Annotated in this window: 11 protein-coding genes; 4 read left to right on the top strand and 7 right to left on the bottom strand. The window is 72.9% G+C overall.

The window, feature by feature from the left end; all coding sequences use genetic code 11:
* Window positions 1-91 precede the first annotated feature (91 nt).
* Both ACZ5ID_RS09350 and ACZ5ID_RS09345 read right to left on the bottom strand, forming a co-directional pair.
* A complete protein-coding gene (locus ACZ5ID_RS09350) occupies window positions 92-1729 on the bottom strand; it encodes an ABC-F family ATP-binding cassette domain-containing protein (RefSeq protein ID WP_468895020.1) in 1638 nt (545 codons plus the stop codon).
* A gap of 124 nt (window positions 1730-1853) precedes the next feature.
* On the bottom strand, window positions 1854-2870 hold the full coding sequence (locus ACZ5ID_RS09345) for an oxidoreductase (RefSeq protein ID WP_468895018.1): 1017 nt from the start codon (window positions 2868-2870) through the stop codon (window positions 1854-1856).
* A gap of 65 nt (window positions 2871-2935) precedes the next feature.
* Here ACZ5ID_RS09345 and ACZ5ID_RS09340 point away from each other — a divergent pair, with 65 nt between their 5' ends.
* Entirely contained in the window at window positions 2936-3868 is a 933-nt protein-coding gene (locus ACZ5ID_RS09340; protein ID WP_468895016.1) for an FAD-dependent oxidoreductase, read from the top strand.
* Between the two features lie 9 nt (window positions 3869-3877).
* On the opposite strand, the gene ACZ5ID_RS09335 is transcribed toward ACZ5ID_RS09340, so the two are convergent.
* Together ACZ5ID_RS09335 and ACZ5ID_RS09330 are read right to left on the bottom strand one after the other, a co-directional pair.
* Complete coding sequence (locus ACZ5ID_RS09335) at window positions 3878-5152, bottom strand: M14 family metallopeptidase (RefSeq protein WP_468895014.1); 1275 nt, start codon at window positions 5150-5152, stop codon at window positions 3878-3880.
* Window positions 5149-7143, bottom strand: a complete 1995-nt coding sequence (locus ACZ5ID_RS09330; protein ID WP_468895012.1) for a Xaa-Pro dipeptidyl-peptidase — start codon at window positions 7141-7143, stop codon at window positions 5149-5151. Before ACZ5ID_RS09330 ends, ACZ5ID_RS09335 begins: the two co-directional genes overlap by 4 nt.
* A 192-nt stretch (window positions 7144-7335) precedes the next feature.
* Here ACZ5ID_RS09330 and ACZ5ID_RS09325 point away from each other — a divergent pair, with 192 nt between their 5' ends.
* Window positions 7336-8826 carry a M1 family metallopeptidase gene (locus tag ACZ5ID_RS09325; RefSeq protein ID WP_468895010.1) on the top strand — a complete coding sequence of 497 codons (1491 nt, stop codon included), beginning with the start codon at window positions 7336-7338 and terminating at the stop codon, window positions 8824-8826.
* A gap of 120 nt (window positions 8827-8946) precedes the next feature.
* On the opposite strand, the gene ACZ5ID_RS09320 is transcribed toward ACZ5ID_RS09325, so the two are convergent.
* Entirely contained in the window at window positions 8947-9843 is an 897-nt protein-coding gene (locus ACZ5ID_RS09320; protein ID WP_468895008.1) for an oxygenase MpaB family protein, read from the bottom strand.
* 222 nt (window positions 9844-10065) lie between these two features.
* Here ACZ5ID_RS09320 and sph point away from each other — a divergent pair, with 222 nt between their 5' ends.
* Entirely contained in the window at window positions 10066-11049 is a 984-nt protein-coding gene (sph, locus tag ACZ5ID_RS09315; RefSeq protein ID WP_468895006.1) for a sphingomyelin phosphodiesterase, read from the top strand.
* 109 nt (window positions 11050-11158) lie between these two features.
* On the top strand, window positions 11159-11902 hold the full coding sequence (locus ACZ5ID_RS09310; protein WP_468895004.1) for a MerR family transcriptional regulator: 744 nt from the start codon (window positions 11159-11161) through the stop codon (window positions 11900-11902).
* A gap of 61 nt (window positions 11903-11963) precedes the next feature.
* Here ACZ5ID_RS09310 and ACZ5ID_RS09305 read toward each other — a convergent pair whose 3' ends face one another.
* Entirely contained in the window at window positions 11964-14156 is a 2193-nt protein-coding gene (locus ACZ5ID_RS09305; protein ID WP_468895002.1) for a 3-hydroxyacyl-CoA dehydrogenase NAD-binding domain-containing protein, read from the bottom strand.
* 50 nt (window positions 14157-14206) lie between these two features.
* On the bottom strand, window positions 14207-15421 hold the full coding sequence (locus ACZ5ID_RS09300; RefSeq protein WP_468895000.1) for an acetyl-CoA C-acetyltransferase: 1215 nt from the start codon (window positions 15419-15421) through the stop codon (window positions 14207-14209).
* Window positions 15422-15426 lie beyond the last annotated feature (5 nt).

The following is a 15426-nucleotide window of genomic DNA, read 5'->3' as shown; positions in this document are numbered from 1 at the left end:
GCGGCGGCCCGGGGCGGGGCGCCGCTCCACCCGTGCCGCCCCGGCGGCCGGTGGTGTCCCGCTGCTGCCCTGCTGCTCTCCTACTGCTTTCCTACTGCTCGGTGACCTTGCCGTCGGCGACCTCGACGCGCCGGGTGGTGCGGACCGCGTCCAGCATCCGCCGGTCGTGGGTGACCAGGAGCAGGGTGCCGGTGTAGGAGTCGAGGGCGGACTCCAGCTGCTCGATCGCCGGGAGGTCGAGGTGGTTGGTCGGCTCGTCGAGGACGAGCAGGTTGACGCCCCGGCCCTGGAGCAGCGCGAGCGCGGCCCGGGTGCGCTCGCCGGGCGAGAGCGAGGCGGCGGGGCGCAGCACATGGTCGGCCCGCAGCCCGAACTTGGCGAGGAGGGTGCGCACCTCGGCCGGCTCGGTGTCGGGGACGGCCGCGCAGAACGCCTCAAGCAGCGGCTCGTCGCCGACGAAGAGGCCGCGGGCCTGGTCGACCTCGCCGACGACGACGCCGGAGCCGAGCGTGGCCCGCCCCGCGTCGAGCGGGATGCGGCCGAGCAGGGCGGCGAGGAGCGTGGACTTGCCCGCGCCGTTGGCGCCGGTGATGGCCACGCGGTCGGCCCAGTCGATCTGGAGGGTGGCGGGGCCGAAGGTGTAGTCGCCGCGCCGGATCTCCGCCTGGCTGAGGGCGGCGACGACGGCGCCCGAGCGGGGCGCGCTCGCGATCTCCATCCGCAGCTCCCACTCCTTGCGGGGCTCGTCGACGACGTCCAGGCGTTCGATCATGCGCTGGGTCTGGCGGGCCTTGGAGGCCTGCTTCTCGCTGGCGTCGCTGCGGAACTTGCGGCCGATCTTGTCGTTGTCGCCCGCCTTGCGACGGGCGTTCTTGACGCCCTTGTCCATCCAGCCGCGCTGCATCAGGGCCCGGCTCTCCAGGGCCGAGCGCTTGTCGGCGTACTCCTCGAAGTCCTCGCGGGCGTGCCTGCGGGCGGTGGCGCGCTCCTCCAGGTACGCCTCGTAGCCGCCGCCGTAGAGGGTGATCTGCTGCTGGGCGAGGTCGAGTTCGAGCACCTTGGTGACCGTGCGGGTGAGGAACTCGCGGTCGTGGCTGACCACGACCGTGCCCGCGCGCAGGCCCTTGACGAAGGACTCCAGGCGCTCCAGACCGTCGAGGTCGAGGTCGTTGGTGGGCTCGTCGAGCAGGAACACGTCGTAGCGCGAGAGCAGCAGCGAGGCCAGTCCCGCACGGGCGGCCTGGCCGCCGGAGAGGGCGGTCATCGGCTGGTCGAGGCCGACGGTGAGGTTGAGGGTGGCGGCCACCTCCTCGGCGCGCTCGTCGAGGTCGGCGCCGCCGAGGTCGAGCCAGCGCTCCAGGCTCTCGGCGTACGCGTCGTCGCTGCCGGGCGCCCCCTCGACCAGGGCCTGGGTGGCGGCGTCCATGGCCTCCTGGGCGGCGGCCACGCCGGTGCGGCGGGCCAGGAAGGCGCGCACGCTCTCGCCGGGGCGGCGGTCCGGCTCCTGGGGCAGGTGCCCCACGGTGGCCCCGGGCGGCGAGAGCCGCAGCTCGCCCTCCTCCGGTGTGTCGAGTCCGGCGAGCAGACGGAGCAGGGAGGACTTCCCCGCCCCGTTCGCCCCGACGAGGCCGATGACGTCACCGGGGGCGACGACGAGGTCGAGCCCGGCGAAGAGCGTGCGGTCGCCGTGGCCGGCGGCGAGGTCCTTGGCGACGAGAGTGGCAGTCATGAGGACACCGATCCTACTGGGGCGCACCGGCACCGGCCGACGGATACCGGGTGGGGTCCGGGCCGCCGGGCCCCCGTCCCGCTCACCGGCGGACCGGCTCCCCCCTCCTCGGAGCGGGCCGCTTTCAGCGCACCACCGCCGTGGTGATCACTCCGCCGCTGGTGCGGGCGACCAGGAAGGCGTCCGCGCGCAGGGCGCGCTCGTCCAGCGGGATGCGGTGCGGGCCGGGGTCGAGGACCGCGTCCAATATCTTCTGGGCGTGGACGCGGCGCAGCCGGTCCAGCCGGTAGGCGGTGAGCCGCACACGGCAGGTCGCGCGGACCGCGAGCCGGGCCTCGTCCGGGGAGGCGGACAGATAGGTGAGCCGGCGCTGGGCGAGCGGGGTGCGGTCCAGGGCCTGTTCCACCTGGGCCACCAGGAGCGGGGTGATGGGGGCGAGCCCCGTCACGTACACGGGGTGCGCCCGGGCGCGGGTGAACGCGGCGCGCACCGCCGCGCGTTCGGCCTCGGTGACCGTGCGGCCGAGGACGACCGCCCCGTACGCGCGGAGTTCTTCGCCGCTCACGTCGGTCACGTCGTGGGTGATGTCCGCGCCGATGCCGATCGAGCGCAGGGCCGCGGCGAGCCTGCCCAGGACGGTCGCGCGGGCCCCGATCAGCAGGACGCGGCGCCGGGGCGGTTCGTCGCTCAACAGCCGTTCCAGCGCGGCCCGGTACTCCTCGGCGCGGAAGCGGAACGGCCCGATGCCGTGGTAGCCGTTGAGCACCAGATCGGGCACGGGTCCGGTCTGCCAGGCGAAGTCCCGCCAGACGACGGCGTCCCCGGAGCGCTCGATCACGGCGGTGACCGCCCCGCACGCCAGGTCCTCGCACTCCGGGCAGCCGTAGACCACGTACCGCCCCTGGGCCAGCGGCGGTTCGGTCTCCAGGAGCAGGCCGCGCACCTGGGCGCCGAGGACGGCGGGCGGTACGTCCGCCGCGAGCGGGGAGACGGCGTCCAGGTCGGCGAGTTGGAGCAGCAGCGGCCGGCCGTCGACGATGAAGTCCATGAATTCGCGGTGCACTTGGGGCGAGCCGGTCCCCGCGACATCGCCCGCCCGCATCGCGGGGGCGAGGGAGAAGGTCGCGTACGCGGCAGACATATGCCGAGTATCCCCCTTCGCCCGCGGATCCGAGCCCGGTGTCACCCGTCCGCTACCGTCCCTTCATGAGTGAGCAGATGATCGTTTTGGGTGGCGGAGTCATCGGTCTGACCACGGCGGTGGTCCTGGCGGAGTCGGGCCGCACTGTGCGGGTGTGGAGCAGGGATCCGGCCGAGGGGACGACCTCGGCGGTCGCGGGGGCGCTGTGGTGGCCGTACCGCATCGAGCCCGCCGGGCGCGTCGGCGACTGGGCCCTCGCCTCCCTGCGGATGTACGAGGAGCTGGCCGCCGATCCGGGCCGGACCGGGGTACGGCTGGTGGAGGGGGTGCAGGCGGGCGTCCGGCTCGGTGAACTGGGGCCGTGGGCGGCCGAGGTGGCGGGGCTGCACCAGGCCGAGGGGGGCGTGCGGGCCCGCATACCCCTGATCGACATGCCGGTCCATCTGGCGTGGCTGCGCGGACGGCTGGAGGCGGCGGGCGGGACGGTCGAGACCCGGGCGGTGGACGCCCTGCCCGACGCGCCGGTGGTGGTCAACTGCACGGGTCTGGGCGCCCGTGCGCTCGTCCCCGACCCCCTGGTGCGGCCGGTACGCGGCCAGTTGGTGGTCGTGGAGAACCCCGGGGTGAGCGAGTGGTACACCAGCGTCGACCACTCCGCGGGCGAGACGACCTACTTCTTCCCGCAGCCCTACGGGCTGTTGCTCGGCGGGACCGCGCAGGACGACGTGTGGGACCTCACCCCGGACCCGGCCGTCGCGGCCCGGATCGTGGAGCGGTGCGCGCGGGTGCGGCCGGAGATCGCGGGGGCGCGGGTGCTGGCCCACCGGGTGGGGCTGCGCCCGGTGCGGGACGCCGGGGTGCGCATCGAGGCGGAGTCCACGGCGTCCGGCGGTCTGCTGGTGCACAACTACGGGCACGGCGGCGCCGGGGTCACGGTGGCCTGGGGGTGTGCGCGGGAGGCGGCGGCACTGGCCGCCTCCCGCACTCCCCTCCGGTGAGAACCCGTCTCAGCAGCGCTGTACGGGTTCGGCCGCCGTCAGCCCGTACGGCGCGCGGGCGTCGAGCAGCAGGGGCACGAGCGTCCGCAGCGGCTGGCGCAGCGGGACGAACGCGCCGTCTCCGGACCGCCGTACCCGGATGCCGTGCAGGGCGAGGCGGTCCTTCACCTCGGCGTACCGGGCGGCGGTGAGGCGGTAGCCGCAGGGCGGGTCGGCGAGGGTCTGCGCGGGGGTGGCGGGTTCGTTGTCCGCGCCGCCGAGGTAGACGGGCCCCCGGTCGCGGTATCCGGCGCGGCGGGCGGCCGTGGTCGCCGCCTCGACGCTGCCCCGGCGCTCGGCCGTGAAGTCCAGCAGGCCGCGCAGTCCGCTCAGTTGGGAGACGACCCGGCGCCGGTTGTTGAGCGCCGGGTCGGCCCTCTCGGCGTCGCTCGCCGGGTCGACGCGGCTCTCGATGAGCAGGCCCACGGCGTTCTTGACGCCCGCGGTGTTGCGCAGGATGCGCTCCTGGCCGTCGCCCGCGACCTGTTTGACCGGCTCACCGGTGACCGGGTCGGTCCAGATGCCGTAGGTGCCGGTGGAGAAGCCGTCCGCGCGGGCGGCCCGCCGTACGTACGCCTGGGACAGGGTCCGGGCCTCCTCGTGCACCGCCGGGGCGGTGTTGAGGTTGCGCGGCCACAGGTCGAACAGGTCCTTGTCGTAGTACCCGGGCGTGGCGCTGTACTCGTGCAGGTCGTAGACGACGTCGGGCTGTTCGTCGCGGAGCACGGCGGCCACGGCCCGCGCCTCGGCGCTCCGCAGGGCGAGGTGGTCGCGGTTGATGTCGACGCCGTCGGCGTTGACGCGGGTGCCGGCGGCCCGGCCGTCCGGGTTGGCGGTGGGCACCACGTAGAGCGTGGTGCGGTCCAGCAGCCGCCGGGTCGCCCGGTCCCTGGCGTAGGCGAGGTCGCGGACGGTGGTCAGACAGGCCTCCCGGCCCGCCGGTTCGTCGCCGTGCTGGCTGCACACCAGCAGGACCCGGTTCGCGGTGTGCCCGGTGCCGACGCGGACCAGCCGGAGCGGGCGGCCCCGGGTGGTGGTGCCGATGCGGGTGACCGAGACGCGGTCGCCGCCCCGGGCGACGGCCGCCAGGAAGTCCCGCTCCTCCGTCTCCCCGGTCCAGCGCGCCCCGGCGCTCGTCTCGAAGCCGGTACGGGGCGGGCTCGCGGTCGCCCGCGCCGGGACCGTCACCAGGGGCACGGCGAGCGCGGCCCCGGTGAGGCCGACGAGGAGCGTTCGGGCCCTCACCGCGCCCCCGGGACCGGGTGCGCCGGGCGCCGCACCGCGACCCCGGCCGGGTGCGGGGCCTTGGGCGCGACCGAGTGCGGGGCGCCGGAGGTGGCCCGCCGGAACGCTCCCGTGCCGCCGAGGAGCGGCAGCTTCGCCGAGGTGCGGGCGAGGTCGAGGGTGAGCGTGGGGCGGCTCGCGGGCGGGTCGATGAGGTCCTTGTCAGTGCCCGCGACGATCAGCGCGAGGCGGTGGCCGGCCGGGACGACGTGGTCGGTGGCGTGCAGGTCGAGGGTGATCGTGTACGCCTTGCCCGGGGTGAGGGGCTGTCCGGTGCCGCCCGCGTAGTTGCCGAGGTCGGCCCAGCCGCGGCTGAACACCGTGATGTCCACGGCCTTGGTGTCGGCGCGGGTGACCTTGAAGCAGGCGCTGTCCCCGGCCGTGCTCTCGCCCCAGCAGGTGCGGTCGGTGCCGGTGAGGATGCCCTCGCCGTCGCCGCCGTAGTCGCGGATGGTGTCGGGGCCGAGGTCGACCAGGACCGCCGAGAGGTGGGCGCTGGTGGTGCTCGGGGTGGCGGTGACGGTCACCGTGGAGGAGCCGGAGAGCCGCAGGTCGGCGGCGAGCGGCCCGGTCACGAACCCGGCCTTCTCCGGGGTGGGGCGGTCCACGGCCGCCGCCCACCCGGCCTCGCCCAGCTGTGGGTCGTCGGTGAACGTCTCGGTCGCCCCGGCGGGCGCGGGCTTCAGGGCGAGGCCGCCGACGCCGGGCGCGGAGCCCGCCACCGGGCGCAGCACGGCGTCGCGGGTGCCGGCCGGGGGCCAGGTCCGGTCGGTGGACCACTGGTCGGGATGGCGCTCGACGTCGGCCATCGGCTCACGCTCGATGCCGTTGTCGTAGCCGAGGAGGTAGTGGTCGAACCACTTGTGGAGGGTGGGGACCCAGTCGGCGCGGCGGTAGTCGAAGGGGTCGACGTGCCCGGTCTGGGAGAGCCAGATCTTGCGCTCGACGCCGTGCGCCGCCAGCGCGTCCCACCACTGGCCGAAGTTCTTGGGGCGGACGTTCAGGTCCTGCATGCCGTGCACCACGAACACGCTCGCCTTCACCCTGCCCGCGTCCGCCGCGTAGTCGCGCGCGCTCCACAGCGGTGTCCAGTCGCCGGTGCGCGGGGCCCCGTCGACGAGCTCGCGCTGCACGGCGTCGCAGTGGGCCCGTGCCGCGGGGCTCTCGACGTACTGGGAGAGCCAGTCGGGCCCGGAGTCGTAGAGCGGGGCGCCCTTGGCGAAGTAGTAGTCGTACCAGGAGGAGATGGAGCTGATGGGGACGATGGTCTTCAGGCCCTCGACGCCGGTGGCGGCCACGCCGTTGGCTATCGTCCCGTCCCAGCTCTTGCCGATCATGCCGGTCCTGCCGTTGCTCCAGCCCGCGTTCGCCCGCCGGTCACCGGTGCGGGTGGTGTACGCGCGGGCGCGGCCGTTCAGCCAGTCCACGACCGCCTTGGCGGACTGGATGTCGGAGGGACCACCGATGTCGGAACAGCCGTCCGACCGATTGGTTCCGGCCAGGTCGACGCCGACGAAGGCGTAGCCGCGCGGTACGAAGTAGTTGTCGTAGAAGAGCGGCATCTGGACGATGTGGCCCTGGGCGTCGTACGTCTTGAGCTGGCTCTCGTTGCCGCGTCCGCAGCACGAGTAGTACGGCGAGGCGTCCATGATGACCGGAACCCGGCGGCCCCGGCTCGCGGCTTCACGGGGGCGGACGATGTCGACGGCGACCCGGTCGCTCCTGCCGTCGCCGTCCGCGTCGAGCCGGGTGTCCACCCAGACGGACTCGCGTATCGCGTTCTCGTACGAGTAGACGGGCGTGCTCTCCCGGGCACGGGCGGCCTGGGCGCCCACCGGGGAGAGGAACAGGGCCGTCAGGGTGGCCGCGACCGTCACCACGAGCAGGCGCGCCCGACCGGGCGCCCGGAGCGATCTGAACCTGGTGCGGCTGGAGCGCGCGGGAATCGGCATGGAAGCGGACGGTACTCCCGTCAACTCCCGTGCAAAAGGGGGCGGGCACGGTCGGGAAGTGGTCCGGGGCGAGCAGGTCTCCATGTCGGCGCAATGGCGATCGTGTGACAGCAGGGGCCATGGACATGACTTGCCGGGCATGCGCTGAATAGGGTCCCAAGAGATCGTTCACCCCGACGACTTGGAGCTCCCGTGCACCGCAGAATCCTCGCCCCGAGCGTGCTCGCCGCGTCGCTGCTGCTGGCGATCCCGGCATCGGCCACCGACTTCACTCCGGGCGCGCCGGGTATCGGTGACCCCTACTACCCGAGCAGCGGCAACGGCGGTTACGACGTTTCCCACTACGACCTGCGGCTGAAGTACCAGCCGGCGACCGACCTCCTGGAGGGCACGGCGACCATCCTCGCCACCACCACCCAGGACCTCTCCCGCTTCAACCTGGACTTCGGGCTCGCGGTGAGCGAGGTGCGGGTGAACGGCACCCCCGCGAAGTACGCCCGGTCCGGCACCCAGGAGCTGGAGATCACCCCGGCCGCGCCGCTGCCCCGGGGCAAATCGGTCTCGGTGGTGGTGAAGTACGCGGGCAAGCCGTCCGAGCTGAGCATCGACGGGTACACCGCCTGGCACCGCACCCCGGACGGCGGCGTGGCGGCGCAGGAGCCCGACTCGGCCGTGTGGTGGTTCCCGTCCAACGACCATCCGCTGGACAAGGCCACCTACGACGTGTCGGTGCTGGTGCCGGACGGCACCCAGGCGATCAGCAACGGCACGCTCCAGTCGCAGAGTTCCAAGCTCGGCTGGACCCGCTACAACTGGCGCTCCAACAAGCCGCAGGCGACCTATCTGACGACGCTGGCGATCGGCCGGTTCGACATCACGACCGACACCACCGCGGGCGGCCTGCCGGTGATCAACGCGTACAGCAAGGACCTCGGTGACAACGACGGCGCCGCGCGCGCCAGCGTCGAGCGCACCAAGGAGGTCGCCGAGTGGCTGAGCGGCGTCTTCGGGCCGTATCCGTTCGACTCGGTCGGCGGCTATGTGCCGAACGTGACCACCGGCTTCGCCCTGGAGACGCAGACCCGGCCGTACTACAGCCCCAAGCAGTTCGCGAACGGCTCCAACGCCTCGGTCGTCGTCCATGAGCTGGCCCACCAGTGGTACGGCGACAGCGTCTCGGTGGACGGCTGGAAGGACATCTGGAACAACGAGGGCTTCGCCCGCTACGCCCAGTGGCTCTGGTCGGAGAAGGAGGGCGAGGGCACCGCGCAGGAGCTCGCGGACTACGTGTACGCGCAGCACCCGGCGGACGACCCGTTCTGGAAGGTCGCGCCGGGCGACCCGGGCCCGGAGAACCAGTTCGACCTGGCCGTCTACGACCGGGGCGCGCTCGCCATCCAGGCGCTGCGCAACGCGGTCGGCGACCAGAGCTTCTTCGCGCTCCTGAAGAGCTGGCCGACGGCCCACCGGTACGGCAACGCCAAGGTGGGCGACTTCGTGCGGTACGCGGAGAAGATCACCGGCAAGCCGCTGGCCGGGCTCTTCGACACCTGGCTGTACCAGCCCTCTAAGCCCGCGGCCCCGGCCGCCAGGAAGGCTGGGGTGGCTGCCGGTGTGCCGCTCGCCCAGCCGAAGTCCTGGAAGAAGATCGCGGCGACGAACGGCCTCCACGACCACCGCTGAGCACGCCGCCGCACCCACGGCGGTCCGGCCCCGCGGTTCCCCGCGTCCCTTCGGGGGCGCGGGGTCCCCCGGACCGGATCGCGCACCCTCGGACGTCGATCGTCACGGGAACCTCGCTGGTCAGAGGGGCGTCGGCCTGAGCCGTCGCGGCCGGGTGCCCCGGGCCCGCGAGCGCGCCCTCGCCTCCCGGGCCAGGGGCAGATAGCGCAGCCGCTCGGGCAGTACGGGCACGACGGCCCGCACCACGCGCCCGAAGCGGCGCAGTCCGCGCTCCTGCGCGTCGGTCCACTCCAGGCCCAGCGCCGCGCGGGCGTCCGGCGGCAGGAACCCGATGGTCACGAACCGCCGGAAGCGCGCGATACGGGGCAGGAGCGCCGGCCAGAGAAGCCGGAGCAGCAGCCGGAGGGGCAGCGGGCCCCGGTCGGGGGCGGGGACCTTCGCGTCGACGGACAGGAGCTCCTCGACGACCGTGTTGGTGGCGATCTCCTCGCCCAGCACCTTGCGGTAGTACGGCCAGAACTCCTCGATGGTCTGCGGCATGTCCCGGTCGTGGATGCCCAGGACGCGTCCGACCTGGAGCCACTCCGCGTACATCCGCCGCTCCTGCGCCTCGGTGAGGGGGCGGTTCAGATACTTCTGGGAGTGGGCGAAGACGGGGTAGCCGGTGGCGTGCACCCAGGCGTAGTTGGCGGGGGTCAGGGCGTGGTAGCCGCGGCCCCGGGTGTCGGTGCCCTGGATGGTCCGGTGCAGCCGGCGCAGCCGCCGCCCCTCCTCGACGGCCGCCTCGCCGCCGTACACCCACAGCTGGAGGGAGCGCAGGGACCGCTCGCCGCGTCCCCAGGGGTCGGTGCGGAACACGGAGTGCTCGTCGACCCCGGCGCCCACGGCCGGGTGCGCGACCTGGAGGGTGAGGGCGGAGGGCAGGGTCAGCAGCATCCGCACGTCGCCGGCGAGGCTCCACAGGACACCGCCGGGCGGAGGCGGGGCGGGGTCGGACGGCGTACGGCTCTCGATCACGTATCCAGGATTACCAGATGACAGATCACATATTTTCCCATCTGTCACCGGGGTGACCGGGGGCCACGGCGAAGACGGGGAGGCCGGGTGGGCGCCGGAGCATGATCGTTCACACGTTCCGGCCCCGGCAAGAAAGGCGCCACCGGACGGTTACCCCGAAGTAACCGTGGCTGGTTTGATGTGCGCGCCAGTCCAACCCCCACTCCACCCACGGGAGTTCCAGTGCCGCACTCCGCGCTCCGCCGTGTCCCCGGCGCGGCCCTCGCCGCCGCGCTCACCGCCGCCACGCTGACCGCCACCGCCCCGTCGGCGTCGGCCGCCGCCGCGGACGCGCCCCGGCTGAAGGTGCTCACCTACAACACCTTCCTGATGAGCACCGGCCTCTACCCGAACTGGGGCCAGGAGCACCGGGCCCGGGCGATACCGGCCGCGCCCGTCTTCCAGGGCAACGACGTGGTGGTCCTCCAGGAGGCGTTCGACAACTCCGCCTCGGACGCGCTGAAGCGGACGGCCGCCGCCCAGTACCCGTACCAGACGCCGGTGGTCGGCCGGAGCAAGGACGGCTGGGACGCGACGAGCGGCTCCTACTCCTCGACCACCCCCGAGGACGGGGGCGTCACCGTGCTCAGCAAGTGGCCGATCCTGCGCAAGGAGCAGGTGATCTTCAAGGACGCCTGCGGCGCGGACTGGTGGTCCAACAAGGGCATCGCCTACGTCGTGCTGAACGTCAACGGCGCCCGTGTGCACGTCGTCGGCACACACCTGCAGTCCACCGACTCCGGGTGCGGGGCGGGCGAGGCGGCCGGGGACCGCTCGCTCCAGCTCAAGGCCGTCAAGGCGTTCCTCGACGCCAAGAACATCCCGGCCGGCGAGGAGGTCATGCTCGCCGGGGACCTCAACGTCGACTCGCACAGCTCCGAGTACGCCTCGATGCTCGCCGACGGCGGGCTGGCCGCGGCGGACTCGCGCACCGGGCACCCGTACTCGTTCGACACCGTCGACAACTCGATCGCCGCCTACCGCTACCCCGGCGAGCCGCGCGAGGACCTGGACCACGTCCTGCACTACCAGGGGCACGCCCGTCCCGCCGACTGGAACAACACCGTGGTCAAGGCGGCGTCGGCGCCCTGGACGGTGAGCAGCTGGGGCAAGAGCTACACCTACACCGACCTCTCCGACCACTATCCGCTGGTCGCGGGCGGCTGAGCCGCCGGGCGGCCCTTCCCGGGCGGGTGGCGACAGTGGTGACAACAGTGGTGAGACAGCAATACTGTTGCGTCGCAGTCCGCGCACCCCGGGGAAACGAGGCACCGCCATGGCGACGGAGACCGAGGAGCCGACCCTCACGGTCGACGAACTGGCCGCGCGGGCCGGGGTCACCGTACGCACCATCCGTTTCTACAGCACCCGCGGACTGCTGCCGCCCCCCGCGATCGGGCCCCGGCGCGTCGGCCACTACGGCCCGGCGCATCTGTCCCGGCTCGCGCTGATCGAGGAGTTGCAGCACCACGGGATGACGCTGGCCGCGATCGAACGGTATCTGGAGCAGTTGCCGCCCGGCCTCAGCGCGCACGACCTGGCCATCCACCGGGCCGTCGTCGCCTCCTGGGCGCCGGACGCGGCCGAGGAGACGACCCGGGCCGAGCTGGAGCGCCGGGCCGGGCGGGCGCTCTCCGACACCGACCTCGACCGGCTCGCCGCGATGAGCGTCCTGGAGCGGACCGAGGGGAAGAGCGACGCGTTCCTGGTCGACCCCGCTCTGCTGGCGCTGGGGGTGCAGCTCCTGGACGTACCGATCGCGCACGAGACGATCCTCGCGGCCCGGACCGTCCTCCTGGAACACACCCGCTCGGCCGCGCACGAGCTGACGCGGCTGTTCCGGGACGAGGTGTGGAACCCCTACCGGGAGCGGGAGTCGGACCCCGACCATGTGGCGGCGATGCGGTCGCTGTCCGCCCATATGCAGCCGATGGTGGTGCAGGCGCTGGTCACCGCCTTCCAGCGCTCGCTGAAGGAGGAGCTGCGGGCGGCGTTCCGCGCGGAGGACGAAGCGGGGTGACGGGCGGGGGTACGGGCAGGGGCGACGGGCGGGGGATCCGCTCCCCCGCCCGTCGCCTCCCTCACGCGTCGGTGAACTTCTCGCCCTTCTCGGCCTTCTCCACCAGCAGCGCGGGCGGCAGGAACCGGTCGCCGTAGCGCTCGGCCAGCTCGCGGGCGCGGGCCACGAAGCCGGGCAGACCGGTCTCTCCCCCGGCGCCGCCGTCGTAGCCGTTGATGTACTGGATCACGCCGCCCGTCCAGGCGGGGAAGCCGATGCCCATGATGGAGCCGATGTTGGCGTCGGCGACCGAGGTGAGGACGCCCTCCTCGAAGAGCCGTACGGTGTCCAGCGACTCCGCGAAGAGCATCCGCTCCTTCATGTCCTCGAAGGGGATGTGCGCGCCCGGCTTGCCGAAGTGCTCGCGCAGCCCCGGCCACAGCCGTACGCGCCTGCCGTCGCCGTCGTACTCGTAGAAGCCCGCGCCGCCGCTGCGGCCGGTGCGGCCGAACTCGTCGACCATACGGTCGATGACCGCGTCCGCCGGGTGGCCGGGCCAGACGCCACCGGCCTCCTCGACCGCCCGCCGCGTCTCGTCGCGGATCTTGCGGGGCAGGGTGAGGGTCAGCTCGTCCATGAGCGAGAGCACCTTGGCGGGGTAGCCCGCCTGGCCGGCCGCCTGCTCGATGGAGGCGGGCTCGACGCCCTCGCCGAGCATCGCGACGCCCTCGTTGATGAACTGGCCGATGACCCGCGAGGTGAAGAAGCCGCGCGAGTCGTTGACCACGATCGGGGTCTTGTTGATCTGGCGGACCAGGTCGAAGGCGCGGGCCAGGGCCTCGTCGCCGGTGCGCTCGCCCCGGATGATCTCGACCAGGGGCATCTTGTCGACGGGCGAGAAGAAGTGCAGCCCGATGAAGTCGTCCTGGCGCGTCACGCCCTCGGCGAGGCCGGTGATCGGCAGGGTCGAGGTGTTGGAGCAGAGCAGCGCGTCCGGCTCGACGATGTCCTGGATCTCCTGGAACACCTTGTGCTTGAGCTCGGTGTTCTCGAAGACCGCCTCGATCACCGCGTCGCAGCCCGCCAGGTCCCCCGCGGTGGCGGTCGGGGTGATGCGGGCGAGGAGTTCGTCGCGCCGGGCCTCGGTGGTGCGGCCCCGCGAGAGCGCCTTGGCGAGGAGCTTCTCGGAGTACGCCTTGCCCTCCCGGGCGGCGTCGAGCGAGACGTCCTTGAGGACGACCTCGATACCGGCGCGGGCGCATGCGTAGGCGATGCCCGCGCCCATCATGCCGGCGCCGAGGACGGCGACCTTGCGGACCGGGCGCGAGGGGATGCCCTGGGGGCGGTTGGCGCCGGAGTTGACGGCCTGGAGGTCGAAGAAGAACGCCTGGATCATGTTCTTCGCGGTCTGCCCGGTGACCAGCTCGGTGAAGTAGCGGGCCTCGATGGTCTGGGCGGTCTCGAAGTCGACCTGGGAGCCCTCGACGGCGGCGGCGAGGATGTTGCGCGGCGCCGGGTAGGGGGCGCCGTTGAGCTGCTTCTTGAGGTTGGCCGGGAAGGCCGGGAGGTTGGCGGCGAACTTCGGGTTCGACGGGGTGCCGCCCGGGATGCGGTAGCCCGGCACGTCCCAGGGCTGCTGCGACTCGGGGTGGGCGTCGATGAAGGCGCGGGCCTTGGCGAGCATCTCCTCGGGCGTGGCGGCGACCTCGTGCACCAGACCGTTCTCCAGCGCCCGGAGCGGGGAGTACTGGGTGCCCTGGAGCAGCACCTTCAGCAGTGCGTCCGCGATGCCCATCAGCCGTACGGTACGGGTCACGCCGCCGCCCGCCGGGAGCAGACCCAGGGTGACCTCGGGCAGACCGATCTTGGAGCCGGGGGCGTCGAGGGCGATCCGGTGGTGGCTGGCGAGGGCGATCTCGTAACCGCCGCCGAGCGCGGCGCCGTTGATGGCGGCGACGACCGGCTTGCCCAGGGTCTCGATGCGGCGCAGCGAGTTCTTGATCGCCATACCGGTGTCGAAGGCCTGCCGGGCGTTCTCGGGGCCGACCTGGATCATGTCCTTGAGGTCGCCGCCCGCGAAGAACGTCTTCTTGGCGGAGGTGTAGATGATGCCCCGGATGGAGTCCTTCTCGGCCTCGGCGCGCTCCGCGACGGCCGCGATGGAGTCCTTGAAGGCCCGGTTCATCGTGTTGGCGGACTGGTCGGGATCGTCCAGGACGAGGGTGACGACGCCGGTCTCGTCCTGTTCCCAGCGGATGGTGGTACTCGTCGACATGACTGCCATGTGATGGTGCTCCGTAACGGGATTGGCCGGGAAGAGGACGGTCAGAGACGCTCGACGACGGTGGCGATGCCCATGCCGCCGCCCACGCAGAGCGTGGCGAGGCCGTAGCGCCGGTCGCGGCGCTCCAGTTCGTCGACGAGGGTGCCGAGGATCATCGCGCCGGTGGCGCCCAGCGGGTGGCCCATGGCGATGGCGCCGCCATTGACGTTGATCTTGTCGAGCGGCAGGCCCATGTCCCGGGCGAAGCGCAGCACCACGCCGGCGAACGCCTCGTTGATCTCCACGAGGTCGATGTCGTCGATGGTGAGCCCGGCCTTCGCGAGCGCCTTGCGGGTGGCGGGGGCGGGACCGGTGAGCATGATCGTCGGCTCGGAGCCGGAGACGGCCGCGGAGACGATCCGGGCGCGCGGGGTCATGCCGTAGCGCTCGCCGACCTCGCGCGAGCCGATGGCGACCAGGGCGGCGCCGTCGACGATGCCGGAGGAGTTGCCCGCGTGGTGGACGTGGTCGATCTTCTCCACCCAGTGGTACTTCTGGAGCGCCACCGCGTCGAAGCCGCCCATGTCGCCGATGGCGGCGAACGAGGGCTTGAGGGAGGCGAGCGAGTCGGCCGTGGTGCCGGGGCGCATGTGCTCGTCGTGGTCGAGGACGACCAGGCCGCTGCGGTCCTTGACGGGAACCACGGACCGGGCGAACCGCCCGTCCTTCCAGGCCTCGGCGGCCCGCTCCTGGGAGAGCGCCGCGTACTCGTCGACGTCGCGGCGGGTGAAGCCCTCGACGGTGGCGATGAGGTCGGCGCCGATGCCCTGGGGGGCGAAGTTGGTGTCGAAGTTGGTCATCGGGTCGGCGAACCAGGCGCCGCCGTCCGAGGCCATCGGCACCCGCGACATCGACTCGACGCCGCCCGCGAGCACCAGGTCCTCCCAGCCCGAGCGGACCTTGGCGGCGGCCATGTTGACCGCCTCCAGACCCGAGGCGCAGAAGCGGTTCTCCTGGACTCCGGCGACGGTGTCCGGCAGCCCGGCGGCGATCGCCGCGATCCGGGCGATGTCGGAGCCCTGGTCGCCGACCGGGCCGACCACGCCGAGGACGATGTCGTCGATCGCCGCCGGGTCGAGGCCGGGGAAGCGCCCGCGGATCTCGTGGATCAGTCCGACGACCAGGTCGATCGGCTTGGTGCCGTGCAGGGAGCCGTTGGCCTTGCCCCGCCCGCGCGGCGTGCGGATCGCGTCGTACACATACGCTTCGGTGCTCACGGAAA

The organism is Streptomyces sp. NPDC031670 (assembly GCF_055580545.1).
The sequence above is the reverse complement of the archived record's forward strand: the minus strand, read 5'-3'. Positions and strand labels throughout refer to the sequence as shown.

Coding starts and splice junctions, on each gene's coding strand:
- ACZ5ID_RS09350 (WP_468895020.1), bottom strand. CDS start 1,729: ATGACTGCCACTCTCGTCGCCAAGGACCTCGCCGCCGGCCACGGCGAC.
- ACZ5ID_RS09345 (WP_468895018.1), bottom strand. CDS start 2,870: ATGTCTGCCGCGTACGCGACCTTCTCCCTCGCCCCCGCGATGCGGGCG.
- ACZ5ID_RS09340 (WP_468895016.1), top strand. CDS start 2,936: ATGAGTGAGCAGATGATCGTTTTGGGTGGCGGAGTCATCGGTCTGACC.
- ACZ5ID_RS09330 (WP_468895012.1), bottom strand. CDS start 7,143: ATGCCGATTCCCGCGCGCTCCAGCCGCACCAGGTTCAGATCGCTCCGG.
- ACZ5ID_RS09310 (WP_468895004.1), top strand. CDS start 11,159: ATGGCGACGGAGACCGAGGAGCCGACCCTCACGGTCGACGAACTGGCC.
- ACZ5ID_RS09305 (WP_468895002.1), bottom strand. CDS start 14,156: ATGTCGACGAGTACCACCATCCGCTGGGAACAGGACGAGACCGGCGTC.